At 59.6% G+C, this 25,903-nt stretch carries 24 protein-coding genes; 13 read left to right on the forward strand and 11 right to left on the reverse strand.

All coding sequences use genetic code 11. The annotated features are described in order from the left end of the window. Positions 1–46 precede the first annotated feature (46 nt). Positions 47–550 (forward strand): DUF2938 domain-containing protein, encoded by a 504-nt coding sequence (locus tag ACSQ84_RS03370; protein WP_436210214.1) that lies wholly within the window; start codon positions 47–49, stop codon positions 548–550. Positions 551–1,607: 1,057 nt separating this feature from the next. On the opposite strand, the gene ACSQ84_RS03375 is transcribed toward ACSQ84_RS03370, so the two are convergent. From ACSQ84_RS03375 to ACSQ84_RS03395, 5 genes are all read right to left on the reverse strand, one after another. Further along, positions 1,608–2,333 (reverse strand): GntR family transcriptional regulator, encoded by a 726-nt coding sequence (locus ACSQ84_RS03375; RefSeq protein ID WP_436210215.1) that lies wholly within the window; start codon positions 2,331–2,333, stop codon positions 1,608–1,610. A gap of 137 nt (positions 2,334–2,470) precedes the next feature. Next, positions 2,471–2,806, reverse strand: coding sequence for a 2Fe-2S iron-sulfur cluster-binding protein (locus ACSQ84_RS03380; RefSeq protein WP_436210216.1), 336 nt, complete (start codon positions 2,804–2,806; stop codon positions 2,471–2,473). A gap of 37 nt (positions 2,807–2,843) precedes the next feature. Beyond that, positions 2,844–3,140, reverse strand: a complete 297-nt coding sequence (locus ACSQ84_RS03385; protein ID WP_436210217.1) for a ferredoxin — start codon at positions 3,138–3,140, stop codon at positions 2,844–2,846. A 77-nt stretch (positions 3,141–3,217) separates the two neighbouring features. Then, positions 3,218–3,550 (reverse strand): 2Fe-2S iron-sulfur cluster-binding protein, encoded by a 333-nt coding sequence (locus ACSQ84_RS03390; protein ID WP_436210218.1) that lies wholly within the window; start codon positions 3,548–3,550, stop codon positions 3,218–3,220. Positions 3,551–3,572: 22 nt separating this feature from the next. Continuing rightward, positions 3,573–4,331 (reverse strand): TenA family transcriptional regulator, encoded by a 759-nt coding sequence (locus ACSQ84_RS03395; protein ID WP_436210219.1) that lies wholly within the window; start codon positions 4,329–4,331, stop codon positions 3,573–3,575. Positions 4,332–4,538: 207 nt separating this feature from the next. On the opposite strand from ACSQ84_RS03395, the gene ACSQ84_RS03400 reads away from it, so the two are divergent. Together ACSQ84_RS03400 and ACSQ84_RS03405 are read left to right on the forward strand one after the other, a co-directional pair. After that, complete coding sequence (locus ACSQ84_RS03400; RefSeq protein ID WP_436210220.1) at positions 4,539–6,044, forward strand: aldehyde dehydrogenase family protein; 1,506 nt, start codon at positions 4,539–4,541, stop codon at positions 6,042–6,044. Positions 6,045–6,117: 73 nt separating this feature from the next. After that, positions 6,118–6,597 (forward strand): GlcG/HbpS family heme-binding protein, encoded by a 480-nt coding sequence (locus ACSQ84_RS03405; RefSeq protein ID WP_436210221.1) that lies wholly within the window; start codon positions 6,118–6,120, stop codon positions 6,595–6,597. 112 nt (positions 6,598–6,709) lie between these two features. Here the strand turns inward: ACSQ84_RS03405 and ACSQ84_RS03410 are convergent, their stop codons facing one another. Both ACSQ84_RS03410 and ACSQ84_RS03415 read right to left on the reverse strand, forming a co-directional pair. Continuing rightward, positions 6,710–7,783 carry a Bug family tripartite tricarboxylate transporter substrate binding protein gene (locus ACSQ84_RS03410; RefSeq protein ID WP_436210222.1) on the reverse strand — a complete coding sequence of 358 codons (1,074 nt, stop codon included), beginning with the start codon at positions 7,781–7,783 and terminating at the stop codon, positions 6,710–6,712. Then, a complete protein-coding gene (locus tag ACSQ84_RS03415; RefSeq protein ID WP_436210223.1) occupies positions 7,701–9,212 on the reverse strand; it encodes a carboxylesterase/lipase family protein in 1,512 nt (503 codons plus the stop codon). Before ACSQ84_RS03415 ends, ACSQ84_RS03410 begins: the two co-directional genes overlap by 83 nt. Before the next feature lie 238 nt (positions 9,213–9,450). Here ACSQ84_RS03415 and ACSQ84_RS03420 point away from each other — a divergent pair, with 238 nt between their 5' ends. After that, on the forward strand, positions 9,451–10,011 hold the full coding sequence (locus ACSQ84_RS03420) for a TetR/AcrR family transcriptional regulator (RefSeq protein WP_436210224.1): 561 nt from the start codon (positions 9,451–9,453) through the stop codon (positions 10,009–10,011). A gap of 554 nt (positions 10,012–10,565) precedes the next feature. Here the strand turns inward: ACSQ84_RS03420 and ACSQ84_RS03425 are convergent. The 3 genes from ACSQ84_RS03425 to ACSQ84_RS03435 are packed head-to-tail and all read right to left on the reverse strand — an operon-like array spanning position 10,566 to position 15,471. After that, positions 10,566–12,011 (reverse strand): amidase, encoded by a 1,446-nt coding sequence (locus ACSQ84_RS03425; RefSeq protein WP_436210225.1) that lies wholly within the window; start codon positions 12,009–12,011, stop codon positions 10,566–10,568. 36 nt (positions 12,012–12,047) lie between these two features. After that, positions 12,048–12,548, reverse strand: coding sequence for an aromatic-ring-hydroxylating dioxygenase subunit beta (locus tag ACSQ84_RS03430; protein ID WP_436210226.1), 501 nt, complete (start codon positions 12,546–12,548; stop codon positions 12,048–12,050). 37 nt (positions 12,549–12,585) lie between these two features. Continuing rightward, on the reverse strand, positions 12,586–15,471 hold the full coding sequence (locus ACSQ84_RS03435; protein WP_436210227.1) for an FAD-dependent oxidoreductase: 2,886 nt from the start codon (positions 15,469–15,471) through the stop codon (positions 12,586–12,588). Positions 15,472–15,621: 150 nt separating this feature from the next. On the opposite strand from ACSQ84_RS03435, the gene ACSQ84_RS03440 reads away from it, so the two are divergent. Together ACSQ84_RS03440 and maiA are read left to right on the forward strand one after the other, a co-directional pair. Continuing rightward, positions 15,622–15,990, forward strand: coding sequence for a hypothetical protein (locus ACSQ84_RS03440; RefSeq protein WP_436210228.1), 369 nt, complete (start codon positions 15,622–15,624; stop codon positions 15,988–15,990). A 9-nt stretch (positions 15,991–15,999) separates the two neighbouring features. Beyond that, the gene (maiA, locus tag ACSQ84_RS03445) at positions 16,000–16,644 is read left to right on the forward strand and encodes a maleylacetoacetate isomerase (RefSeq protein ID WP_436210229.1); all 645 of its coding nucleotides are present in this window, start codon (positions 16,000–16,002) and stop codon (positions 16,642–16,644) included. A 7-nt stretch (positions 16,645–16,651) separates the two neighbouring features. Here the strand turns inward: maiA and ACSQ84_RS03450 are convergent, their stop codons facing one another. Beyond that, the gene (locus ACSQ84_RS03450; protein WP_436210230.1) at positions 16,652–17,227 is read right to left on the reverse strand and encodes a MarR family winged helix-turn-helix transcriptional regulator; all 576 of its coding nucleotides are present in this window, start codon (positions 17,225–17,227) and stop codon (positions 16,652–16,654) included. A 285-nt stretch (positions 17,228–17,512) separates the two neighbouring features. On the opposite strand from ACSQ84_RS03450, the gene ACSQ84_RS03455 reads away from it, so the two are divergent. The 7 genes from ACSQ84_RS03455 to ACSQ84_RS03485 all read left to right on the forward strand — a co-directional run bounded on the left by ACSQ84_RS03455 (position 17,513) and on the right by ACSQ84_RS03485 (position 25,886). Further along, entirely contained in the window at positions 17,513–18,532 is a 1,020-nt protein-coding gene (locus tag ACSQ84_RS03455) for an ABC transporter substrate-binding protein (RefSeq protein ID WP_436210231.1), read from the forward strand. Positions 18,533–18,544: 12 nt separating this feature from the next. Continuing rightward, on the forward strand, positions 18,545–19,309 hold the full coding sequence (locus ACSQ84_RS03460) for an ABC transporter ATP-binding protein (RefSeq protein ID WP_436210232.1): 765 nt from the start codon (positions 18,545–18,547) through the stop codon (positions 19,307–19,309). Beyond that, the gene (locus tag ACSQ84_RS03465) at positions 19,302–20,093 is read left to right on the forward strand and encodes an ABC transporter permease (protein ID WP_436210233.1); all 792 of its coding nucleotides are present in this window, start codon (positions 19,302–19,304) and stop codon (positions 20,091–20,093) included. Before ACSQ84_RS03460 ends, ACSQ84_RS03465 begins: the two co-directional genes overlap by 8 nt. A 213-nt stretch (positions 20,094–20,306) precedes the next feature. Continuing rightward, entirely contained in the window at positions 20,307–21,392 is a 1,086-nt protein-coding gene (locus ACSQ84_RS03470; RefSeq protein ID WP_436210234.1) for a TRAP transporter substrate-binding protein, read from the forward strand. Positions 21,393–21,539: 147 nt separating this feature from the next. Next, positions 21,540–23,897 carry a xanthine dehydrogenase family protein molybdopterin-binding subunit gene (locus tag ACSQ84_RS03475; protein ID WP_436210235.1) on the forward strand — a complete coding sequence of 786 codons (2,358 nt, stop codon included), beginning with the start codon at positions 21,540–21,542 and terminating at the stop codon, positions 23,895–23,897. Continuing rightward, positions 23,894–24,730 carry an FAD binding domain-containing protein gene (locus tag ACSQ84_RS03480; RefSeq protein ID WP_436210236.1) on the forward strand — a complete coding sequence of 279 codons (837 nt, stop codon included), beginning with the start codon at positions 23,894–23,896 and terminating at the stop codon, positions 24,728–24,730. Before ACSQ84_RS03475 ends, ACSQ84_RS03480 begins: the two co-directional genes overlap by 4 nt. Position 24,731: 1 nt before the next feature. Further along, positions 24,732–25,886 carry a xanthine dehydrogenase family Fe-S subunit gene (locus ACSQ84_RS03485; RefSeq protein ID WP_436210237.1) on the forward strand — a complete coding sequence of 385 codons (1,155 nt, stop codon included), beginning with the start codon at positions 24,732–24,734 and terminating at the stop codon, positions 25,884–25,886. Positions 25,887–25,903: the final 17 nt, after the last annotated feature.

The following is a 25,903-nucleotide window of genomic DNA, read 5'->3' on the forward strand; positions in this document are numbered from 1 at the left end:
GCATCGGGACCTTCCATCGAGCGCGAGAGATAAACGGAGATAGATAGTGAGTATCGACCTGGTGTTCGTCATGGCTGCGCTTCTGATCGGAGTCGGCGCCACCCTCTTCATGGATTTGTGGGCCGCGCTCCTGAAGCGCCTTCTAGGGGTGCAGCCGCTGAACTACGCATTCGTCGGTCGTTGGATCGGCCATGCTTGGCTCGGCCGGTTCTCGCACGAAAGCATTGCAGCCGCGCCAGCTATACGAGGAGAAGCTGCGCTTGGCTGGTTTGCACATTATGCGATCGGCGTCATCTTCACCGCACTGCTGCTCGCGATCTGGGGCATCGATTGGGCGCGCAATCCAACGCCTGGTCCGGCTCTTTTCGTCGGCATCGCGACTGTCGCGGCGCCATTTCTTATCCTGCAGCCGGGAATGGGCCTTGGAATCGCGGCGAGGAAGACACCGCAGCCGAACATCTCGCGTTTCCGAAGCCTCGCAACTCACGTTTCGTTCGGTTTAGGGTTGTATGCTGCAGCGCTGATCGTTGCCACCTTACTCCCGGCTTAGCCGGCCTCCGCCGTATGCACCGGTCACTGGCCCGCCCTTGAATACGGACGAACGGCGACGGCTATCGCCACAACCACCTCCGCGCGCTTTCGCGACCGACGGACGTGGACGCCAAAGGACGTTCGCATCACGGGGTCGAAAGCAGTGACACTCCGTACGCTCACCGCCGCTATCCGGGCGTCGACCATTTCGACATCTACGATGGGCCGGCCCATGAGGCCGTGGTCGCCGATGAGATCGAGTTTCTACACCGCCACCTGCTGCGCCGAAGCCGCGGCGGAACAACGAAAGCTGCTTCGGAGCTGATGCGGGTTTATCCGCCCGCATTGGCCCCGGGTGAAAACCCGGCTGGCGGAGGTTCGCACGCACGAAAGTAGGGTCGGCGAACGGCATGGCCGTGAACCGGGCCTCTTTTCCGCGGTCTTGAGACGGATCAACAGCAATCATACCGGGAATGGCGACTCCTCGCGCAAAGCGGCCGCTGAGATGTGTGAAACTTGATCTAACTGGCTCTCGCTGGCTGGACCTAGCTCAAACTTCCCATGATGGATTGGAGCGAGAGATTAGGTTTTTCAAATAGTTAGAAGGCGGCGTGTGCACGATGTGTGCACCGGGAGATCAAAGAAAATCTAACTTCAGCCAGCATCAGCAGGCTGACCTGATCGATGTGGTGTCAGTCGCTGGCCGATGTGTCGGAAGGGGTGTGATCTTTCGGTAAGCCGCGCATTTGCACAAATCAATTGCCGAGGGTTCAAATTCGCGGAATGAGCCATTATGGAATTCAGCGGTCTTCCTATGCGCCGTCACATGCGATGATGGGAGCGTTCGCGCAAAAAATATCCAAAGTTCGGGGTCGTCGCCCGCGAGGTAGTTGGAGGCGCTTCATGGAGAGGTGGGATCGCTTCGTGGCCAGCATCAGGGCAGCCTGACAGCGCCATGATGTCGGACAATGCCGGCGACTGAGCGGCTATCCGAAGGCTCGGGATACTCCGACAGATCGAAACGCTGCCGGGGCTTGTTAGGGAGCCTCGGCGGACGATCTCGCCAGCATTGGTGTTCACTGCCGCCGTTTGCTTGGCGTCCGAACTTTCACGCTCGCGATCGATTCTTCCACTGTAACGAGTTCTACGAGGAAATCTGTTCCCGCGCGGATAACGTGTTCGGCTGCCAATGTTGCAGCGGCGCGCTCGTCGCCACGAATGATTGCTTCCAGGATTGCCGCGTGTTCCTGCCAGGTGCGTGCCTGGCGCACGGGGTCGGTCGGTGAAAAGAGCATCGCGGTTCGTTCGCGCAATCGCTTCAGCAGGTCTCCGAGCACCGCGTTCTGTCCTGCTGTGGCGAGCTCCTGGTGAAACTCCTGATTGAGATCTAGTAGCCGGTCAAACTGCCCGGAAGAAACGGCGTGAGCGCCCTTTTTCAGAACCACCTTGATCCGCTTGATGGTTTCGGTATCCTGTCGGCGGGCGGCAAGTCTCGCATTCTGTCCCTCCAAAAGGGCGCGGACCTCTATGGTTTCGCGGGCCTCCCGATCCGATATCACGACCACCGATGCACCGCGGCGCGCGGTCACCTCGATCAGTCCTTCGGACGCGAGCGCGCGAATGGCCTCCCGGATTGGATTCCGGGAAACCCCCATCTTGTCGGCTAGCCGGCCTTCGACAAGACGTTCGCCAGGTTTCAGGCGGCGGGTTAGAATCGCTTCGCGAAGTTCTGCAATGACCTGGCCATGCAGCGGAGCGTCATCGTCGCCGAGCCGACCCTTTGTTCCCTGTCTGAGCACCATAGCATCCTTCCGATAGTCCCACAGACGCGAAGTTGCGAATGAGTGACCGAACCCTATGCCGAATCTGCCCGTCAATGACGATATATTCTATCCAGTCCGCAGTGTGTAAGTCATCGTCTGCCAGGGGCAAAAAATGTTTATGAAGTTGCGAGATTGCTGTCCGGCCTCGATTTGAGGTTAGCAGGATTTCGCGGCTCCCAGCTCACGCTGACATTTCCATTGAGAAACGTCTGACATGCCATCCGATAGCCGTCCTTGAATTGAGCATCGGTAAGATGCTTTCGCTCCTTTGCCTTGATGGCATCGGTATTTTCCAGGCCCTTTTCGATTTTGCACTTGCATGTGCCGCATAGACCGCCGCCGCACTTGAATGGTATTCCCCCTTGTTCACGCAAGGAGACGCGGAGCAGATTGCTGTGTTCCGGAGCGGTGACCGTCTTGTTGTTATTGGTCACGAATGTAACCTCGATCATAGCCGCTCCGCTCAATGTGTCCGCGATGCTTCGCTCCTCAGCACTTCCGCAAAGCGGTATCCATCGTTCCAAAGGTTGTCAGTTGCCGGAGTTCGCTGAACGCGTCCTCGGCCGTCTCAAATTGTTCAAACAATTTCGAAGGAATGTTATTCACGATCGGCGGTGACCATGTTTCGTCAACCACTTTGACCTTGGTGTCATTGAGCAGTTCCGCGATTACGAAATTTGCTATCTTGGCTCCGTAGAACAGGTAGTCGTAGCTTTCCAGAGGCCGCAGGCCGTCGACGACCTCGGTTCGGAATTGTCCCGGCTTGCTCGTCAGAATCACGTACATAGACTGTCCCTCGATCGTCATTAACTGTATCGCAACGCGACGGCTCGTCCTGGCGAGCCTGGAAAGCAGGCGTCGGTTCAGGCATCGTTCTCCGTGCTCGGAATTGCAGGCAACGGCGCTGCCTCTTGTGACAACTCGATGTCATGCGTCAGCCAAAGCTGGCATGCCAGGCGATAACCCTGTTCAATCCTGACGCCCAGTTGCTTCTTTTCTTTCCAGTTGGGCGGAGGAAGATGTTCGCCGCCGTTTATGATCAGGCTGGCACATTTGCCGCACTTGCCCATGCCGCAACCGTAACGAAAGTTGGGATAAGGGAATTGCCGGATGCCGGCTCTTACGACGAGATTGGTGTTTTCCTTCACTTCATCGCGATAGGTGTGCCCGTTCCAGTGAAAAACAACCGTTGGCATATTGCGTGTCCGTACTTGGCGATCATGCCTGCAGCAATTCACTCTCGGACCGCGGCATTGTGTTTTCGACGAGATCGAGTTCGGCGAGCGGGATCTCTGCGGCGACGTAATCGTGATAGAGCGCCGTCGTGTAAAGAAGCCGCATCTGCGCGCCGATTTCGCAGATCTTCAAGCACCGCTGCTGAAGTTCGACTGTATCGGCGTGCTCGAGCACGATCTGATAACCGCGCTCGCCGTGGATTTCGTCGGAAACGATATGCAGGTCAAAGAACTCGACTTCCTCGTCGGTGAATTTGTATTTTTCGCGAAGCGTCGGGGTTTGCTTGCGATAGATCGAGGGGACCTGCGACTCGAGACCCACGACCAATCCAGCAACGGCAACGATGGGATCTTCGCGCATGGACACCGCATAGCACCAGCTTTGCAGGCCGCGTGTCGTCGCCGACATGTTCTCGGGGTCCTTGACCCGCTCCTCGGTGGTGCCGCAGGCTTTAGCGAAGCGGACAAGCAGATCGGTATGACGATCGCCACCGATCTCCTCCTCGTACATGTTGGCGAGCAGGAAATCCTTCGCTTCCAAATAGCGATGCGGCATCCGGGCATAGATGTAACCCAGGTAATCCGCGAACGGCCCGACATAGTGGTAATGATTTTCCGCCCAGCGCGCCAGGTGAGCACGGCCGAGCTTGCCGCTTGCCCAGGCGATGCTGAAGGGAGCCTTGTTGGCGCTTTTGCCCTTGATCGCATTCTCAAGAGCGGTGCGGAATTCTACATGATTCATCAACTTGACCATGGGGAGCTGCTTTCATCGCTTGTGAATCCGAATTGTATACTGTATGTAAAAAATTAAGTTGTCAATGGTCCCAGAACGAGGAAAATACCTACAAATTACCGAGAACGATTCTCGTTCAGTGCTCAAACACAGTATACAATTACACACATAACGGTGAATTTTCATAATCCTGATCTGGAGTTAGAACGAATGACAATGGTGCACACCCATCCAAGGGCACAGCCGCCACGCTCTCCCGTTTCCGCCGGTCAGCGGAACGGAGAATTCAAGAATCTCGTCAACGGCGAATGGATCGAGAGCAAGACGGGCGCGTGCTTCGACAACATCAATCCGGCCGACACCTCTGACGTCGTCGGCCGGTTTCAGGCATCGTCGGCGGAAGACGCTCATGAGGCTGTGCGGGCGGCGTCGGCGGCGTTCGAGACGTGGAAGCGAACCCCGATCTCAGCGCGGGCAAGAATCCTTCATCATGCTGCTGAATATCTCGAAGATCATGCCTCACGTTTCGCCGAGGAATTGACCAGGGAACAGGGCAAGTCCCTCAATTTGAGCAAGGATGAATTCCTGCGCTCAGCACAGACGCTCCGCTTCTATGCTGTCGAAGGGCAATCACTGACGGGCGAAACGTTTCCGAACGACGATCCCGATATGACTGTCTACACCCAACGCGAGCCTCTGGGTGTGGTGTCAATAATCACGCCCTGGAATTTCCCGGTTTCAATCCCCGCGAGAAAGATTGCCCCGGCGCTGATCACTGGAAATACCGTGGTTTTCAAACCGTCGTCGGATGCGCCGCTCAGTGGATACCGGCTCGCGGAAGCTCTTGTCGAAGCGGGTCTTCCCAAGGGCGTCCTCAACTTCATCACCGGTAGCGCGGCCGATGTCGGGGCGGCGATCACGGAGCCGGCGGTTATTCGAGCGGTGTCGTTTACCGGGTCCACGGCTGCGGGTGAGCATATTCATCGCTCGGTGGCTTTTACCACGCGTACACAGATGGAACTCGGCGGCAAGAACCCTTTGATCGTCATGGAAGACGCGGATCTCGACAAGGCGGTCGATCTTGCGATCAAGGGCGGCCTGTCGCTCGCCGGCCAGGCCTGCACCGGCACCAGTCGTGTCCTTGTGATGGCTTCGATAAAAGCCGAATTCACGGCGAAGCTGGTGACGAAAGTAAAGGCGCTCAAGATTGGCGCCGGACTAACGAGCGGAATGGATATGGGTCCGCTGGCGACCGCGAAACAGCTCGAAACCGTCAAGCGCTATATCGAATACGGAAAGCGCGAAGCCACGCTCCTGTGCGGCGGCGAACATCTTTCCGGAGGAATTTACGATCGCGGCTACTACGTCTCTCCGGCAATCTTCGCGGACGTCACGCAGGAAATGCGAATTGCGCGTGAGGAGATTTTCGGGCCGGTCATCGCCATCATCGAGGTGAGCGGCTATGCCGATGCGATATCCAAGGCCAACGACACCGAATACGGGTTGTCGGCTGCGATCGTGACCAGCAACCCTCGCTACATCAATGATTTCGCGCAGGACATCCAGTCGGGTACCGTGAAGATCAACAGAACGACCACGGGCAATCTGATCAATGCACCCTTTGGCGGCCTGAAGCAATCGAGCACATCCACGTTTCGCGAGTCCGGAAGGACGGGCCTCGAATTCTACACGCAGACCAAGACCGTCTATCGCGGCTGCTGAGGCAAGGGGGGCCATCGCGCGCTCCCCGGCTTCGTGCAGATATTCGTCCCTCGCTGGATTTCAGGAAATGCCGATGAGAAGTTCGTTCAAGCTGGAACTCAAGGAAGCCCGTCATATGGTCGCTGCCGCCATTCGCAAGTCCGAAGAAATCGGCGTGCTGGAGACGATCTGCGTTGTCGACGAGGGAGGATATCCGCTCGCGCTCGAGCGCATGGACGCGGCGCGTGTGACCGGACCCCAAATCGCCTGGAACAAGGCGTTCACGGCAGCGGGGCACAAGCGCTCCACGCATTTGTTCAATCAATCGCCGGATGGGCCTGCGCTGCCGGGCAATGAAGCGTTCGGTATTCAATGGAGCTTTGAGGGCAGGTTCGCGGCGTTCGTCGGCGGATTTCCCATTGTTGTGAATGACGAGGTCGTGGGAGGCGTTGGTTTGAGCGGTGGCAATGGGGAACAGGACACCCAATGCGGACTCGCGGCCCTCAAGGCGCTGCAGGAAATGCTAGAGCCAGAAAACCATCGCGTCCTGGTCCAGGCCGACATCAAAAAATAGCGGACCAAACGATCCGTTCCCGCATGCTGAACGCTGCGTTACGCCTGCAAATCCTGGTGTCGACGTCGGTCGCCGCATCGGTGCCTCCTTAGCAACGAGTCCGAACCAGCTTCTACTCTACGACAAGTTTGCGCTGTTCGATCAGGCGTTGGTAGACGATCGACTCCTGGCGCACCCGGTCCTCGAACTCCGCCGACGTGCTGCCAATGATGATGAACCCGAGGTCTTCCAGCTTCGTTTTTACGGTGGGATCCTGAAGAGCCTGCGTGAACTCGCGGCGGATCCACTCGATGTTCTTGTCGGGAACACCCTTCGGCGCCGCCAGAGCCCACCAATTGCTGACAGCGTATTGCGGCGCGCCAGCCTCCCTTGTAGTCGGAACCTCAGGCAACGATTTCATGCGTGCCGGCGAAGTAACAGCCAAACCCCGGAGCTTGCCGGAATCGATCTGACCCTTGCCGACCGACAGCGACGCCAAATAGAGCTGGACATCGCCCGCCAACAACGCCGTGATCGCAGGGGCGCCGCCCCGGTATGGCACATGAACCATCTTTAGCCCGTAAAGTTCGGATACAAGCTCCCCCGACAAATGCGGGGCCGAGCCCACGCCTGGCGACGCGAAATTGACTTCCCCGGGGCGCGCTTTGACGTAGTCCAGCAATTCAGTGAATGTCTTTGGTGGGAAAGCCGCGTTGACATAGACCACCTGGAATTGATCGGCCAGGATCGTGATCAGCTTGAAATGCAGCTCGGGTTTGACAGACGCCTTGGCGAACAGGAATTGATTGACCACGAAATTATTGTTGGCGCCGAGCAACAGTGTGTATCCGTCCTTTTCCGATTGCGCGACCTCGGCGCCGCCGATATTGCCGCCGGCACCCGGACGAGACTCGATGACGATAAGCGCGCCGGTCTTCTTCTGAATGACGTCGGCCAACAATCGCGCGAGCGGTTCCGCGGTGCCGCCCGGCGCGAACGGAATGATGATTTTGATCGGTCGGTTCGGGAAGTCGTCAGCGGCGATCACTGGCCCGCCCAACAACAGAGTGGCGAAGAGTACAATCATATGCGAGCGCATCATGTGAGCCTCCTGATCGGATTGTTCAAGTTGATGACGACGTTGCCGATCCGAATGCAGGCCAGATCTGCAACTGCTTCTGACGGCCCATTGGCCGGTATCGCCCAAGATGCCGTTCTTCGCCGAATGTCATAATTCCACGCTCCTCGTCGGTGAATGGACGCCAAACGGTGCCGGCGCTTATAGGTGATCCCGTCTTGATGAAGCTCGCCCACATGTCCATAACCTGTTCGCAAAGGGCGGTAGCTTCCGGGCCATGTCCGAGCTTTCTTGCGAGATGAGGATGAGACGTCGTTCCGAACACGAACGGCACGTCTACTGCGTGCGGCGAGCCCTCCGCCGGAGCGGCGAGCGGCCACGAGAATTCGTACAGAAATGTCGGCTGGCTGCGGTTTGCGTGCCGCGTCGCGTAGTGGATGATCGGCGCCCTGAACACGAGGTCGGTGTAGATCTCGAACCAGAGCTCCTGCGGACTAGCCTCCGTAGGCGTCGAATTGTTGTAGACAGTAATGACGGCATCGGCCGTGGGCGCATTGGGAAATGGATAATAGAGCTTGATGAGACGCGAGATTTCGATGCTCAACTGCTCGGTCGTCGCCGGCGCGGTCATTGAAGTCAGGAGTTTCCCGTCCGGTAATTTTAGGTCGTACCAAAATCTCGCTTCTCCGCGGGTCGATCCAATCAATAGCGGCACGTCGGCCAGATGACCGGTATAGGGCCAGTTCCGCACTAACCTGCCTTCGCGGATCGGAGCTGTGCGCGGCCGGCCGAAACGGCGGCTGAAATCGGAATTCAACAAGAATTCGATCTCATGCTCGACCAGCACCCGGCCGTCCAGATCGCGCAGTCCTTCAACCGAGCAACCCAGCTTCTCTGCGACTGCTTCGGTGTACTCGGCGGCGTCTTCGAATTCCGCAAACATCGGAGACTGAAAGAGCGGTGGACTCTGCGCGATCACTCGTGAAAACAGGTCGCGATAATCCGGATTCTGCGCGATCAGGATCGCGTTCGTACCGCCAGACGATTGGCCGGCGATCGTCATGTTGTCCGAATCGCCGCCGAATGCCGAAGCGCACGCCTTCACCCAGCGCAGCGACGCGATCTTGTCCTGCATGCCCCAGTTGGTGCAGGTCCCCGTCGTATCATCGATGAGCTTCCGGTGCGCTAATCCACCCAGCGCGCCAAGGCGATAGTTGACGGTAACGACCATGAGGCCGTGACGTCGTGCAAGATACTCGCCGTTAAGTGCGGCTGCACCGCCATGACCGCTTCGTGTTGCCCCGCCATGAAACCAGACCAAAACCGGACTGCCGGAAGTGTCTGCCGGTGTCCAGATATTGAGATAAAGACAATCCTCGTCAAACGAACCCACGGGATCGTTAAGCCAAGTCTGCATGCCCACGAGGCGCTGCGGGGCTGCTGGAGCGAGCCGCGTTGCCGACCTCGTTCCGTTCCACGGCCGCAGCGGTTGGGGCGAACGAAGCCTGTTTTTGCCGATGGGCGGTTCGGCGTAGGGAACACCCAGAAAGCGGTTCACGCCATCCCGTTGCTCCCCGCATAAGCCGCCAAAGGATGTGGAAGCACCAATTTCCATTTCCGTACCTACCTCATCATCCAGTCTTTGGTAAGTATACCAACCAAGATTTGGCCGTCAAGTTTGCTCAAGGCAGCAGTTCACGGCCAAACTATGCGTCAATCTCTCTTGTTTGAGGCCCCACCACGCTGATACGGTGCGTCAACTGCGCCGCTGGATTGGGGCTCGGAGAGGAATTTGCGTGACTAAAGATGCTTCGATCCGGGACAAGATCCTCGGTGCTGCCCTGCAAATCATGCAGGAATCCGGCATCAAGAAACTGACACAACCGAAGGTTGCTCAGGCAGCAGGCATTCGCCAGTCCCATCTGACTTATTACTATCCAAGGAAGATCGATCTTGTTGTCGCGTTGCTGCAGGGCCATCTTGATCAAGCGTCGCGTCGGCCCGGTAACCCGGAGAAGCCCACCCGCAATGATATCGGTCACGCGTTGGATACATTGACCTCCGATCGCCGGCGCATGCGTTTTTTTCTCGGTCTTATCATTGAGGCCGAACAGGACCCGAATTTGCGAAAGCTCGTCGACAGGCACATCACGAAGTTCGACGAGCTTATCGCGGATTATTTCGGCAGAAAGGCCGGCGATCCCGACGTCGAAATGTTCCTCAACACGCTTAGGGGTTTCGGCATGCGCCAACTGGTGCGCGGTGGCTCCAAAAACTTCGACGTCAAGGCGCTGACTCGAAAGTTCGGCTTGCGCGTTTCGCAGCAGCGTCGTCGCTCAACGGAGGTCAGGAACTAGCAAAGGGCAGACCGCTGGCCGTTGAAAACAAATCTCCGTTGCCGCAGGAACGGCCCGTTGGTGCGTGAGTGCGCGAATGAGCCCGCGATGTTCCGCGATTTGAACCTACGACCCAGGCAGCAAGACCGCCGCTGGCGGTGCGCGAACCGCGGAGTTATACTCATTGAACGGCTTCAGCGACAAAGCTCTAATTTTCGGAAAACAACTCAGATTTGGCCTTCTTCCAACTGGGGGATATGATTCCGGAAAGAGGCAAAATATACCAGAACTCGTTCGGGCTAGGTTCCCACTCGGATCCAATCCGTTTGGGATTGGGTTGAGACAGCATAGATCAACGAAATGAACGACTTACGATGGAGATTTTCCGTCGCCCCGATCGTGGACTGGAGCGAGAGTTCAAGTTTTTCAAATAGTTAGAAGTCGGCGTGTGCACGATGTGTGCACCGAGAGATCGAATAAAATCCAGCGACAACCAGCGTCAGCAGGCTGAACTGAACGCGCTGCGGTGTCAGCGGTCAGGGCGGACGTTCCATGCTGGCAATGCACTAACGATGTCAGTGAACTGACTCCGGCACATGGGTTGGCATCCTGTGGACCCACGGACGTGCTTGTTCGAACGCGGCCGCGGCCTGAAGCACTGCGGCGTCTCCGTACCAAGGGCCGACGATTTGCAGGCCGACCGGGAGGTCTTCGCTGGTCCAGCCGCATGGAACGCTGATGGCGGGATGCCCAGTTAAATCGAAGAGATTGAGATAGGGTACCCAGCTTTGGCGCATATCGCCGGCATTCAGGCCGCTGATGGTAATTGGTTCGAGCGCGGCGTGATCCGCAGCAAGCGGCGGCCGGCTCATCGTTGGGGTCAGCACAAGATCATAGCTGTTGAACCAGCTCTGCACGGTCCGAAAATGTTCTGTACGTTTATACGTCGCGCGCGTGATTTGTTGGCCGCTATACGCGCCACCTGCGCGAATTCCATCGACGAAGCTCGGATCGAGCAGCGGTGCTAATTCTTCAATTCGATCGAAGAAACGCGCCGCCCAGTTCGACTGCTGAAGTACGCGCCAGGCCGGTTCGGCGTTCTCGACCGGCGTATCGACCACATCGACGTGGCATCCGAACGCGCGAAAGCCGTCGACGGCTTCTTCGCAGGCGTGACGGACCTCATTGTCAAGCATCGTATTTCCGACCAGCGGACGCCAGGCCACGCGAAGGCCCCTCAGTGACCCGGAATGCATATCGGAAACGGCCGCGAGCGCTTGTGTGCGGGCGACGCCAAGAGAATGCGGGTCACTGCTGTCGGCACCGGAAAGGACGTCCAGCATCAACGCCGTGTCGGCGACCGTGCGGGCCATCAGTCCAAGGTGAATGAAGTTGTTGAAGCCGTCGGGCACCTGGCTATGCGGGATCAGGCCGAGCGTCGGCTTCAGGCCGACGATGCCGGTACAGGCGGCCGGCAGCCGCGTGCTGGCCCCGGCATCGGTTGCCAGCGAGAGCGGGCTTAACCCGGCAGCGACCGCGACCGCGGAGCCGCCGCTCGATCCGCCAGGCGTGTATCGCAGATCCCACGGGTTGCGTGTGATTCCGAATAGCGGAGCATCCGTCATAAGCTTGTGCGCAAATTCGGATGTCGTCGTCTTGCCGATGATAATGGCGCCAGCCTGTTTGAGACGTTGCACCGCGATGGCATCGGCGTTCGGCACATTGTCCGCCATGGTGCTGGATCCCCATGTCGTGCGGATGCCGGCAGTGTTGATGATATCCTTGACCGAAACAGGCACGCCGTGCAGCGGCCCCACGTCCTCGCCTGCTGCGAGTGCGGCGTCGGCCTTCTGGGCGGCAGCTAATGCTCCATCGCGGCAGACGGTGATGAACGCGTTGAGCGACGGCTGGCTGGCTTCGATTCGCGCGAGTAGCGTTTCGGTCAGCTCGACGGCCGAAAGCTGGCGCGAACGAATGCGTTTCGCCAGCTCAATGGCCGAAAGATAGGCTGTTGTCTCCAAGCCGAACGCTCCTCGGGTTGCGGATGGCAGAGCGGGTCAGATGGGCAGGCAAAGCGCGTTGTCGACCAGCAGATTGTCGTAGACGCAGCGGCGCTCGGCGAGTTTCAGTACGCCGTCGACGCGGCGAAACCTGTCGTAGTAGACGCCGACCTGATGCAGCGTCGCATCGGGCCGATCGTACAAGACCTGGAGTACGACATAGTTTGCCCGTGCCGTGATGGTGCCATCAGGTGCTTCGGACAATATCGCCTGGTTGGCGATGATGTGACGCAAATAGCGCGGCGCGAACATGGCCGTCTCTTTCAGGGCAAAGGCGCGGTCTCGAATCATTCCCTTGTTTTCGCAATAGATCAGGCCGACCGGCAGCTTGCGGTCAAAGTTCTCGCGCGACAGGATCACGTACATCGCGTCGTCGGTGAACATCTCCGTCCAATCGGTCAAGCGCAACTCGTCGAGCGCCGCGGCGTACTTGTTGTTGAAAGTCGAGATCTCGTGGTGGAGCAGCAGGTCAGCCAGACGGGCATCGTTGTCCGACATGGAAGCTGGCGGCCGGGTTATCACGCTGGTCGGCATGTCAGAGCCCCATTTCCTGGCGCCAATGCTTGTACATGGCGCGGATCGCCGCTTCGGAGATCAAGCTGTCTGCAGTTCCGGCCTCGACGTCGGGATCGAGTTTCACCAAATGCTCGCCGTTCGGGACGTTTCGCATGCCATCCTGCACGAATTTGATGGCCTCGTTGTCCTCCAGCCCGAGAAAGCCGGCGGGTCCCATCAGATTGCCCTGACGCAGGCGATGGCGCGTCATTTCTTCGGTGTCCCCCTCGAAGCCGAACATGGTCCATTTCATGATGAACTCGTGCGGGCCTGTCGGCACGATTTGACGGACGCCGAGCGTATTCATTTCGCGCTGCACGATGAGACTTGGCCAGATCGTCGACATGGTCACCGACCAGGGGCTGTCGAACTCGTCGATGAAGTCCATGAAGCGGGGTTCTTCCAGCGTCATGCCCTCGCGATAGGCGCGCATTTCCTTCTTGGTGTCGTTCGCCAGCGCCTTGCCGTCCGATTTGGCGGATGCCATCACGCCGTGTCGCCCGCTCGGATCTGCGAGCATCAACGAGCGATTTCCCGCGACCAGAAGCCCAAACGTCACCAGGAACGTATGCAACAGCGTCGCGTGATAGGGGTCCTTGAGGTTCTCGTGATAAAGCTTCCAGTTGCCGGGCAGCGAATGGCGGTAATAGCCCAGCAGCGTGAGCTTGCGGCCGTCGAAGGTCGCGTCGAACTCGCGCAGTACTTCGGGCCCCAGATAATCCTCGAACGATTCCATCGTTTCGCAATAGGAGGCGAACACGACGCCGCGATGCGACGTCACGCTCAGCTTGCGCAGGCCGTGATCGGCGGTCCTGAAATCGGCCGGCATGCCACCCTTGCCATTGACGCCGCGACGGAAGGGCACGCCGGCAAGATTGCCTTTCAGGTCGTAGGTCCATTGATGATAAGGGCAGACAAACTCCTTGGCGTTGCCGCTCAGTTCACGGCAAAATTCCGCGGCGCGATGGGCGCAGCGATTCTCGAAGACATTGATGGAGCCGTCGTCGGCTCGCGCGACCACCACAGGCGTTGGGCCGACATGGGAACGGATATAGTCGCCTGGATTGGGGATCTCGCATTCGAGCGCCACGTAGTTCCAGGTGCGGCCGTGGAAGATCTTTTCGACCTCGTGCTGATAGATGGTCTCATCGGTATAGACCCAGTCGGGAATGCGCGTCAGTCCTTCCTGCGGCCACAGATAACGCTTGGTCAATGCCAGGGGAGAGTGAATGTTCATGGCAGAGATCTCCGAGGGTGAGGTGTTTGTGTCGCTCCCGTCGTCGGCAAGCATGACGGCGGAGACATCTTCGAGAGCAAACGGCGTGGCCGCCTCGAGTTCGTGACGGGCCTGGCGGATCACATCGGGCGCCGAAAAAGCAATAACGCCGGTGAGGCGGCCGGTTTCCCGATCGATCGTGCGATAGACGGCGCCGGCGGCGGCTTCGATATCGCCTTGGCGAATTACCGTGTCTTCGGCGCGGATGCTCCCGATCATCTGGATGTTGAGGCCGAATTGGTCGGTCCAGAACCAGGGCTTCTTGACAGTCGCGGCGGGCGTCGCGCCGGCCATTGAACGTCCGGCGGCGGCACCTTGCTCCTCGGCATTGTGCCAACTCTCCAATCGCCTACGTCGCCCGTCACGCGTGGCGTGATGCAGGGCGCAGTCGCCCGCCGCCCAAATGCCGGGAACGCTGGTGTGGCCTTCAGCGTCCACCTCGATGCCGCCAGCGACGGCGCAACCGGCCGTCGCGGCTAGATCGAGGGCCGGCTCGAGGCCGATGCCGACCAGCACGGCGTCAACCTCGATCGTGTCGCGCTCGGTGACGACGCCGAGTTTACTGCCGCGCTGCGTGATTTCTTGGATGTCGGCATGGCGGCGAACCTCGACGCCATGCGCCTCGGCGAGGCGACGGAAGGTGCGGCCGAGCGGCGCCGGCAACAGGCGCATCATGATTTCCGGCTCGCGTTCCAGCACCGTGACGGCCACGTTTCGGGTAATTGCCGCCGAGGCCAGTTCCAGGCCGATAAAGCCGCCGCCGATGATGGCCACATGGGTCGCGGATCCCAGCGCGCGATCGATCGCAGCGGCGTCCTCGATAGTGCGCAGATGAAGGACGCCGGGCCGATCCGAGCCGGGGATGCCGAGGCGAAGCGCGCGACCGCCGGTTGCGATCAGCAATACGTCATAGGGCAGCGTTCTGCCTTGCGCGAGCACGACCTGTTTCCGGGCGGGGTCGATGGCGACGGCCTGCTGGCCGAGGTGCAGCCGCACACCCAAAGCGTCCGCATTGAGCTTGCTCAATCGCGTGCAGGCATCCAAATTGCCGCGACCGAGCAACATATCCTTCGACAAAGGCGGGCGTTCGTAGGGCAAATGCGGCTCATCCCCGACCAGATCGATCGCGCCGTTAAATCCTGCGCCACGCAGCGCGCGAATGGCGGCTGCCGCCGTTTGCCCGGCACCGACAATGACGGCGGTGGACATCGTCGCGGCGGCATCATTGGTGGGGATGGCGCGATCCGCCATCTCCGGCGGGGCGGCCGGATGCGCGCCGTGCCCGTCGAGGTCGACAAAAATGTCGCCGCCCTTGAGCTTGACCGCATAGGTCCGCAAATCCGTGGTCAGCGGCGCGCACAGCGCCTTGCCGGTGCGGATATCGAACTGGCCCTGGTGAAGCGGACATTCGATCTTGCCGTCTTCCACCCAACCTTCCGACAGCAGCGCCAGCGCATGGGTACAGATGCCGTGGGTGGCGTAGATCTCGCCGCGCAGATGATAGAGCGCGACCGGGGTTCCACCGACGTTGACGCCGACGACGGCACCATCCCGGATCGAATTCAAGGATGCCGCATGCAACCAGGCCATGGACTTATCCCGAGATCATTCCTCAGCGTACATCATAGTTGGTCCGAGGCGATATGCCTGAGCATCAATAGCCGGACCCGGATGTTGCCTCGACGACTTAGTCAGTATACCATCATAAATTCCAAAAAGGCAAATCACGAGGAGTGCGCCATGACTCAAGCACCGCTTGCGAACAAGGGAAACTACCTGCACATTTACGATTTCCGGGTGCAGGCCGGCCACGAAGCCGAGTTCGTCCGGCTATTCGAGGAGTTCGACTATTCCGACGGAAACCCGATGCATAAGTCATCCGCGCAGGTCAAGGACGGCGTGCTTTGCCGCGACGTCGAAGATCCGCAGCGTTTCTTTCTGATTGCCGAATGGTCCGACATCGAGGAACACGCCAAGATCCGCAAGATCCTGGCGAACGAGATCAAGCCGGAATTCATCAAGTACATCGAGGGCGGCAAATTCATTCCCAAATACGTCGAAGTCGTATCGTCGACCCCGGACGAGATCCTGCAAAAAGCGGCCCGGTGAGATCGTCCGATGTCGCGGCAACTCTATACGTTCTTCCGGTCTTCGACCTCGTACCGGATGCGCATAGCCCTGGCCTGCAAGCGGCTCGCCTACGAGCCGCACTACGTCAGCCTGCCAAAAATGCAGCACCACGAGGCCGCTTACCGCGACCTCAATCCGCAGGGACTGGTGCCAATGCTGGTCGAGGACGAGCGGCCGCTGATCCAGTCGCTCGCCATCATCGAGTATCTCGACGAAGTCTATCCGGAGCCTGCGCTGATACCGAAGGATCCACAGGCGCGAGCCTATGTGCGGGCTTTTTCGCAGATCATCGGCTGCGACATTCATCCCCTCAACAATGTCCGCGTGCTCAAGCGACTGCAGAGCCAGTTCGGCGCCGGCGAGGACGCAACCAATGAGTGGTACCGGCACTGGATCGCGGAGGGACTCGGCGGTCTCGAGGATTTCGTGCTTCAGCAGGGCCGATCCGGGCAGTTCGCGCTGGGAAACGCCGTTACCATGGCGGATGTTTGCCTGGTGCCTCAGATCTTCAACGCCAGGCGCTTCGGCTGCGAACTAGGCCACTACGCGAAACTCACCGGCATCTTCGAAAACTGCATGAAGCTGCCGGCCTTCACGGATACGCAGCCGAACACACAAGCCGACGCTTTCTGACGGAAGTTTAGGCCTCTTTCGGACTGAAGATGGTGCGGCCGAGGTGGTTGTTTCCGTCGATGAGCCGGATCAAGGTGGAGATAAAGGCGTGCCGTTCGGCGGGCAGAAGCGGCTCGAGCAGGCGCTCCTGCGCGCGCTGCATCGCAAGATACATGTCCTTGGTGACGCGCTTTCCTGCAGGTGTCAGGCGCGCCAGCATGGTTCGCTTGTCGACTTTGCCGCGCCGCCGCTCGATCAATCCGCGACGGCTCAACCGGTTGATCACATCGGCAACATTGGTGCGATCGATGCCGAGTTCGCGCGCGATCGAGTTTTGATCGAGGTCGGGATTGGTCGAGAGCGTGGTCAAAAGCCCGTACTGGACCGGCGTGATGTCGAATTCCGCGCACTCCTCGAAGAACAGTGCATAATGAATCTGGTGCAATCGCCGCAGCAGGTAGCCTGGGCGCGCCCACAAAGGCATCTCCGACATCAAGGCGCCCGCGACCGAATAGCGCTGAGGCTTGCCCTTGGGCACGGGAAGCTCGATCGGAGCATTCGCCGGTAGCGGCTTGGCCGCGCGCGATTTTGCATTGATTGCCATAAATATTCCTGTCGTGCACCCGGCTAGCAAGAGGACCGTCCGGGTCGGATCGAGTCAATTCGACTCCCTGTGCGTGTAGTTTGCAACCGTTTCTAGTTGAACGTACCGGACGCAAGCGAGTCATCCACCGTTTCCTGCCCTGACCGGCCAGGCGTCATAGCGCAACACCGCCCGGGCCGGAAACAAAAATCATCAGTACAACATCATATCTTGTCGAATTCTAAATTGTCGTGTTACCGTACAGGTGCCGGTTTCAATGCGCTTCTCGATTGAGGAGGGATGATGATGTCCGCACGTCGTTGGATTTATCTTGCATTTGCAATGCTCGCCGGCTGTTTGAGCGGCTTTCCGGTCTATGCCGCGGACACCTTGAAGGTTCGCCTGGACTGGACCCCATGGGGCAATCAGGCGCCGATGCACTTTGCGGCGCAGAAGGAGCTGTTCAAGAAATACGGCCTCGATGTCACGATTGACGATGGCAACGGCTCGGTCTCGACGGTGCAGATCGTCGGCAACGGCGAATACGACATCGGCCACGCCTCGCTTGCGCCGATGGTCATTGCGCGCTCGAAGGGGCTAACCCTGAAGGCGTTCGCCGGCTTCGTTCAGAGAAACGACATCGGATTGCTGGTGCCGGTCGACAGCGGCATTCGCAGTCCGGCGGACCTCAAGGGCAAGAAGATCGCCTTCACCGCAGGCTCGCTGGAAGCGCCCTTCGTCGATCGCTTTCTCGCCGCCGGCAAGCTGACCCGCAACGACGTCGAACTGCTCAATGTCAGCGCCGCAGCCAAGGCCGGAACATATATCTCCGGGGGAGCTGATGGCGCGTTTTCCTCGGTGCCGTTCTTCCTGCCGGTGGTCTCCAGCAAGCGTCCGTCGACAAGCCTGAATTTTGCCGATTACGGTCTGCAGTTCCCGAGCTTCGGGCTTTTTGCCACGGAAAAAACCATCCAGGCCAAGGCAGATGCGCTTCGCCGCTTTGCCAGCGTGGTATCCGGTTGCTGGGCCTATATCCTCAACGACCATGTCGACGAGGGCGTAAAGGCCATCATTGCCGCGCGTCCGCAGGCCAAGCTCGACCCCGATGTACTGCGCAAGCAGATCGAAAGCATACGGGCCTTTTCCAAAACGCAGGCGACCGAGAAACAGCCCTTTGGAATGATGGCCGGGTCGGACTGGCAAACCGCACTGCAGGTCCTGACCGATGGCGGGCTTCTGGAGCAGAAGGTCCAGCCGGAAGACGTGTTCACCAACGATCTTATCGACAAGGACATCGTCGCCAGTATTGCCGCCGGCAAGTTCTGAGCCGCCCGCTCCATGATCCTTGCATCCGATGTCACCAAGCAATTCGGCAACGGCGGCAAGGGCGTCACTGCACTGGACGACGTCTCCCTCAGCATCAATGAGGGCGAGTTCGTCAGCCTGCTCGGCCCCAGCGGCTGCGGCAAAAGTACGTTCCTGCGCTGCTTAGCGGGCATCGAAACGGCGACCAGCGGCCGCCTGCTGATCGATGGTCGGCCGATTGCCGGCCCGCCCGATCGTCTCGGCATGGCGTTTCAGCGCGATGCGCTGCTCGATTGGTTCGACGTGCTTGAAAACGTGCTGCTGCCGGCTGACTTCGGCGGCAAGCGCAAGCGCGATTACGAGCCGCGCGCCCGCGAACTGCTGGCCATGGCCGGTCTCAGCGCTTTCATGCACAGCTATCCGCGTGCGTTGTCGGGCGGAATGCGGCAACGTGTTGCGCTGTGCCGTTCGCTGCTGCTCGATCCGCGGCTGCTGCTGATGGACGAGCCGTTCGGTGCGCTCGACGCGCTGACCCGCGATCAACTCAATGTCGATCTGCACCGTCTGACGCAGCAAAGGAACATGACCGTCGTCTTTGTCACGCACAGCATTTCCGAGGCCGTTTTCCTTTCGACGAGGGTCGTCGTGTTCAGTCCGCGGCCTGGACGCGTGGTGGAGGATATTTCTATCGATCTGCCGCGAGAGCGGCGGCTTGCGGTGCGCGAAAGCAAGGAATTCGGTGGCTATGCGCGCCATATTCGCGGGCTGTTCGAGCAGATGGGGCTGATTCATGAATGATCTGCCCGCCACCGTTCGAAATGCCCTTTACCGCGGCTTCGTTCCAATTGCAGGCGCGCTGGCTTTTCTTGCCGTATGGGAAGTCGCCTGCCGGGTACTTTCCATTCGTCCGGTGCTGCTGCCGGGTCCGATCGCGGTATTTGGCGAGATCATAGCCTCGCCGGCGTGGTTTGCGGAACAGACCGCCTATACCCTCGGGATCACCCTCGCAGGCTTCGCGGCGGCCGTCGTGTTCGGCGTTCTCTTCGCCATTGTGATCGTGGAGTCGAAACTGCTCGAACGCCTGCTGTTCCCGCTGTTCGTCGCCCTGAACAGCGTGCCGAAGGTTGCGCTGGCGCCGCTTTTCATCATCTGGTTCGGCGTTGGTGACACCCCCAAGATTGCGATTGCCTTCCTCATCGCGGTGTTCGCGGTGGTGATCGATACCGCGCTGGGACTACGCTCGGTCCCGCCGGACATCGTCGATCTTGCCCGGACCATGCGCGGGTCGCGCCTCAAGGTGTTGTTGCGGGTGAAGCTGTTCTGCGCGATGCCGCATTTGTTTGCCGGCCTCAAGGTTGCGATGTCGCTCGCTTTGGTAGGTGCCATCGTCGGCGAATTCGTGTCGTCGCAACGCGGGCTTGGCTACGTCATCCTCAGTGCGCAGGGCATGTTCGACACGACACGTGTGTTCGCCGCGATCATGATCCTTGCCGTCGTCGGCGTGGCGCTGATCGAGGCCGTTGCCGCCGTCGAGCGCGTAGCGATGCCATGGCACCACAGCACCGAACGTCAGGGACACTGACGCTGCGGCGCCCAAAAGTGCGGCGCGCTGCATAATTGCTGTGCCGCACACCGGCGCGGTGCGCGTCAGATCGGACCGTTGGTCTCTGAAATCCGTCTCCGAGCCCGCTTTCCGAGCTGGAGTCCGTTTGACAGTTCAAAAAATAATGATCAGTATACCATCATAAATTTGGATCGAGGGATGCTTGTACGCAACTTGAGGAGGGGATTTCAGATGCAGCGACGAAGATTCCTGAAAACAGCGACCGCAGGACTGGCAATGACCGCGATGGCCGCACCAGCCATCGCCCAATCGCCCGACAAGGTGCGTTGGCGCATGGCGACGAGCTGGCCGAAAAGCCTCGATACCATCTACGGCTCGGCCGATGAGATGTGCAAACGCGTTGGACAGCTCACCGAAGGCAAGTTTGAGATTCAATGCTTTGCCGCCGGCGAGCTTGTGCCCGCCGTGCAGGTGTTCGACGCGGTCTCGAACAAGACCGTCCAATGCGGTCACACGCTGTCATCGTTCTATTTCGGCAAGGACCCGGTCTACGCCTTCGATTCGGGGGTGGCCTTTGGGGCAAATGCCCGCCAACAGGCCTCCTGGCTCTATTACGGGGGCGGCATGGAGCTGATGCGCGAAATTTTCGCCAAGCAGGATTTGGTGAATTTCCCTTGCGGCAATGTCGGCGTTCAGATGGGCGGCTGGTACCGCAAGGAAATCAATACGCTGGAAGACATGAAGGGCCTTCGCATCCGCATCGGCGGCCTTGGCGGTGTGGTGTTGCAGCGGCTCGGCAGCGCTCCAACGCAAATCCCGGCCGGCGATATCTATGCATCGCTCGAGCGCGGCACGATCGATGCGGCCGAATGGATCGGCCCGCATGACGACGAAAAGCTCGGATTCCACAAGGTTGCGCCTTATTACTATACGCCGGGTTGGTGGGAGGGCAGTGCGATGATCACGAGCCTCGTTAACGCCCCGGCATGGAAGGAATTGCCGCAGCTTTACAAGGACGCCTACGAGACGGCGGCGAATGAGCAGAATCTGCTCATGCTTGCCAAATACGATCAGAAGAACCCGGCCGCACTGAAGCGGCTGATCGCCGGCGGCACGAAATTGCGCGCCTTTCCGCAGCCTGTGATCGAGGCCTGTTACAAGGCATCGGTTGAAACCTTCAACGAACTCTCCACCAAGAGCGCGGATTTCAAGCGTGTCTACGAGCACTGGAAGGAGTTCATGAATAATTCCAACCAGTGGTTCCAGGTCGCGGAATTTCGCCTCGATGCATTCCGCTTCGGCGGGAGTAAGTGGTAGGAAAGTCTGGTTCGCAGGGGGAGGCACTGCGAAGTGCGGCCTTGCTTGCATTCTCCTTCTCGGCGATCGTCGCCGCGACTGTTTGGCGCGCCTGAAGCGAACAAGGTTTCGCTTTAGGCAAGCCGCCGCTAGTGGGGAGGGTCCGTTATGGTCAATGCCGGCCCTGGTGAGGGCATCGGTGCTCGCGTTCTCCGCAAGGAAGATGCGCGACATCTCCGTGGTCGCGGTCGGTTTGTCGGAGACATCCGGATACCCGGAATGCTGGAGGTTTCGTTCCTCCGAAGTCCGGTTGCGCATGCGATCATTCGCGACCGTCAGAAGCCGGCCGGATTCGAGGGCTGCGTTTTCTTCAACGACGATATGGATGGCGTTTCGCCGATCACGACGCGATCTTCGATCCCCGGCTACAAGGTCTCCGCCTATCCAGCGCTCGCCACAGACCGCGTTCGCTTCGTCGGCGAGGCCATCGCCATGTGCGTGGCAGCTAATCGCGCTGCCGCGGAAGATCTCTGCGAACTCGTGGAGGTCCAGTATGAGGAACTCGACCCGATCGTGACTTGCGCGGCGGGCCGTGTGCCGGGGGTCACTCCGTTGCACAAGGAGTGGGCGGACAATTTGTTTCTGCGCACTTCGTTCGATCAGGGAATGGACGAAGTCATCGCGAGTGCTCCTCTTGTCGTCGAGTTGGAGCTTTCGACCGCGCGTCAAGTGATGCACCCCATGGAAGGCAAGGGCCTCGTCGCGTGGTGGGACCATCGCGCCGGGCAGTTGATCGTGCACACCTCAACCCAGGTGCCCCATTTGATCCGTATCGGGCTGGCTGAATGTCTGGGCATTCCGCAGGCCGTTATTCGGGTGGATCCTCCCGACGTCGGCGGAGGTTTCGGCTACAAGTGCTTGCTGATGCCCGAAGAGGTTGCGGTCGCGTGGCTCGCTTACAAGAAAAAGGGAGCGTTTCGCTGGATCGAAGACCGGCGAGAGCATCTCACGGCCGGGGCGAATGCGCGCCAACACGAATACAAGATCAAGGCCTATGCCGACAAACGCGGCAGACTTCTTGGTCTTGACGCCGACATCGCGATTGATTGCGGCGCATATTCCGTATGGCCTTTCTCGGCCTGCCTGGAAGCGGCTCAGGCTGGAGGTAACCTGCCTGGTCCATACGATCTTCAAGCCTATCGCTGTAGTACGTTCTCCGTGGCAACCAACAAGCCGCCGTTTGCGCCTTATCGGGGCGTCGCACGTCCGGGGGTGTGTTTCGCGATCGAGCTGACGATCGACGCGATCGCGAAGGCGGTCGGCCGGGAAGCCTGGGAGGTTCGTCTCGAGAACCTCGTTGCGGCGTCCGCGATGCCTTACACCAACATCACCAGGAAGTTCTATGACAGCGGCGACTATCCTGCCTCGCTGCTCGAAGTGAAGCGGATGATCGACTTCGACCGTATCCGCAAAGAGCCCCGACGCGACGCGAAGGGGCGATACCTGGGCGTGGGCTTTGCGACCTATACCGAGCAATCGGCACACGGAACCAAGGTATTTGCGCAGTGGGGCCTGCCGCTCGTTCCAGGCTTCGATCAGGCCCATGTCAAGCTGACGCCGGACGGCGCGCTCGAGGTCAAAGCCGGCATCCACACCATCGGCCAGGGGTTGGAAACCACCCTCGCTCAGATCGCCCATGAACAGACCCGCGTTCCCTTGAAAAACATTCGCGTCACGCTGGGAGATACCGCCAATACGCCTTTCTCGACGGGCGCCTATGCGTCCCGCGGTATCGTGATGAGCGGGGGCGCGGTGTCGGTTGCGGCGGAGATCGTCGCCGGACGTATCAAAAGCATTGCCGCGCATCTCCTGCAGGTCAGTGCCGAAGACGTCGGCTTCCGCGATGGAGGCATATTCGCCGGCGAAGCCAGCGTTTCCTATGAGGACGTCGGCAGGGCCTGGTACATGCGGCCGGACCAGCTTCCCGACAACGTCGACAGGGGAGGGCTCGAAGCCACCGGCGCCTACAAGCCCCTGGTCGACACCGGCGTATTTTCTTACGCCAGTCACGCCGCCTACATCGCCGTTGATGCCGAGACAGGGCTTGTCGAAATCCTCGATTATGCCATCTGCGAAGACTGCGGAACGATGGTCAACCCGATGATTGTCGACGGACAGACCATCGGCGGAGCGGCACAGGGCGTCGGAACGGCGCTTTTCGAGGAAAGTCCCTACGATGACAATGGACAGCCGCTGGCGTCGACGTTGCTTGATTATCTCTTGCCGGGACCGACCGAACTGCCGCGTTTCCGCATCATGCACATGGAAACGCCATCGCCTTATTCCGCACACGGCCTCAAGGGCGTCGGCGAAGGCGGAGCCATAGCGCCGTCAGCAGCGCTGGTAAATGCCATCAATGACGCCATGACACCTTTAGGTGCCACGATTAGCCAGATCCCGGCTTCTCCCGAGCGAATCCTCAGCGCCATCGCTGCGGTGAGGCCAAAATTGGACGACGCCGCATGAAACCGGCTCCGCTTGAATATGTGCGGCCCCGGAGCCTGCCGGAAGCGGTCGCCTTGCTTTCGGATGAAGCCGCAAACGCCAAAATCTTTGCCGGCGGTCAATCGCTCGGACCGATGCTGAACCTGCGGCTGGCTCGTCCCGGTACATTGGTCGACATCCGCCATATCCCTGAACTGCGAGCCGTGCGAGCTGATTCCAGATCATGCTCGATCGGCGCGACGCTTACCCATGCGGAGCTCGAAGACGGCGCGATCGAAGATTTTTCACGCGGGCTCTTGAGATATGTGGCGCGTGGCATCGCATATCGGGCGGTAAGAAACCGCGGTACGGTCGGAGGTAGCCTGGCGCACGCCGATCCTGCGGCCGACTGGGTCTCAACCATGGCTGCCATCGATGCCACGATCGTTATTCACGGACAGGCCGGTGAGCGTCGTGTACCGGCCGAGCAGTTTCTGGTTGGCGCGTTCACTTCCGAACTCGGCACCACGGAGCTTCTGGCTGCGGTCGAATTGCCGCGCCTGTCGGTGGCTGCGCGGTGGGGTTACTACAAGGTATGTCGCAAGACGGGCGAATTTGCCAAAGCCATTGGAGTGGCCATCCAGGATCCCCAAATCGGGTTGTTCCGAATTCTTGCCGGCTCGACCGAAGGTCGTCCGGTGTTGCTCACGCGCAGCGCAGAAACGTTAGCCAGCCGGGGCCCTGAGTATGCGGCTCGCGATGCACGCGAGGAAATCGAAGAAGCCCTTCCACACCTTGCGTCCAGCCACAGACAGCAGCTCGCCGTCGCCGTACATCGCAGCTTGCAGCAGTTATTGCTCGCGGAAGCCGCCTGAAATGTCGATGCTTAGTATCAGTTTAACCGTCAACGGGCGGCCCGTGACAGCAACGGTCGAGCCGCGCACGCAACTGTGTGATTTGCTGCGCGAAGAACTCAACCTGACTGGCACTCACCTGGGGTGCGAGCAGGGCGTTTGCGGTGCCTGCACCGTCGTCGTTGACGGGAAACCTCAGCGCTCCTGCATCAGCTATGCAGGCGACTCTGACGGCTGTTCCGTCACGACCATCGAAGGGTTCGATGACGATGCGTTGATGGAGCAGCTGCGCGACGCGTTTTCGCGCCATCACGCGCTGCAATGCGGCTTTTGCACACCCGGAATGTTGGTCACGGCACGCGATATCATTCTCAGGCTTGGAGAGACCGGCGCCGCGCGGATCCGTGAAGAGCTGTCGGGTAATCTATGCCGCTGTACAGGCTATGTCGGAATAGTGGACGCGATCGAGGAGGTCAGCAGAGGAAGGGTCGCGCATGACCTTCGGGCTCCCATCGTAGCGATCGAAGGCGTCGTTGTTCGACCGGTCGATGCCTCCACGAGAGCACCCGTACCAGCGAACCACTCGGCAGTTTCCGCAGCGCCGTCAGGGGCGGGACCGCGCAAAGGGTGGTCGTCGATCGAACAGCGCCTCGCTGTCGGCTTTCCGCCTGAAATCGTCTGGGATCGCCTCTCCGATATCCGTCAGGTCGCTGCCTGTTTGCCGGGAGCCGAGATCACCGAACTCGAGGATGACCGCGTTCGGGGTCGGATGAATGTCGCTCTTGGGCCAATGAAAATTGCCTTCAATGGGGATGGCAATGTAGTGCTCGATGCCGAGAACCGGGTTGGCCGCCTGAGCGGCGGCGGTCGAGACGCCGGCTCCGGATCGACCGCCGAGGGTGAAGTGGAATGGCGCGTCCTTTCGGGAGAGGGGGCCGGAAGCTTGATCCGGGTGAATCTCTCGTGGCGCCTTAGCGGACGCCTCGCCCAATTCAATCGCGCGGGCCTCGTTCAAGACGTGATCCAGCGCCTTGCTTCGATCTTCGTCTCGAATCTTGAGTCAACGCTCAAAGGCGAGGTCATCAACGAACCATCAATCAAGCCAATAGGTATCTGGTCATTGCTGTTAGGCGTCTTCAGATCACGTGTCGCCCAGTGGCGTGGCAAGAATACTTAGGTGGCACCAGCCAGAAT

The sequence above is a fragment of the Bradyrhizobium sp. LjRoot220 genome (assembly GCF_964252915.1).
Lineage (GTDB): Bacteria > Pseudomonadota > Alphaproteobacteria > Rhizobiales > Xanthobacteraceae > Bradyrhizobium.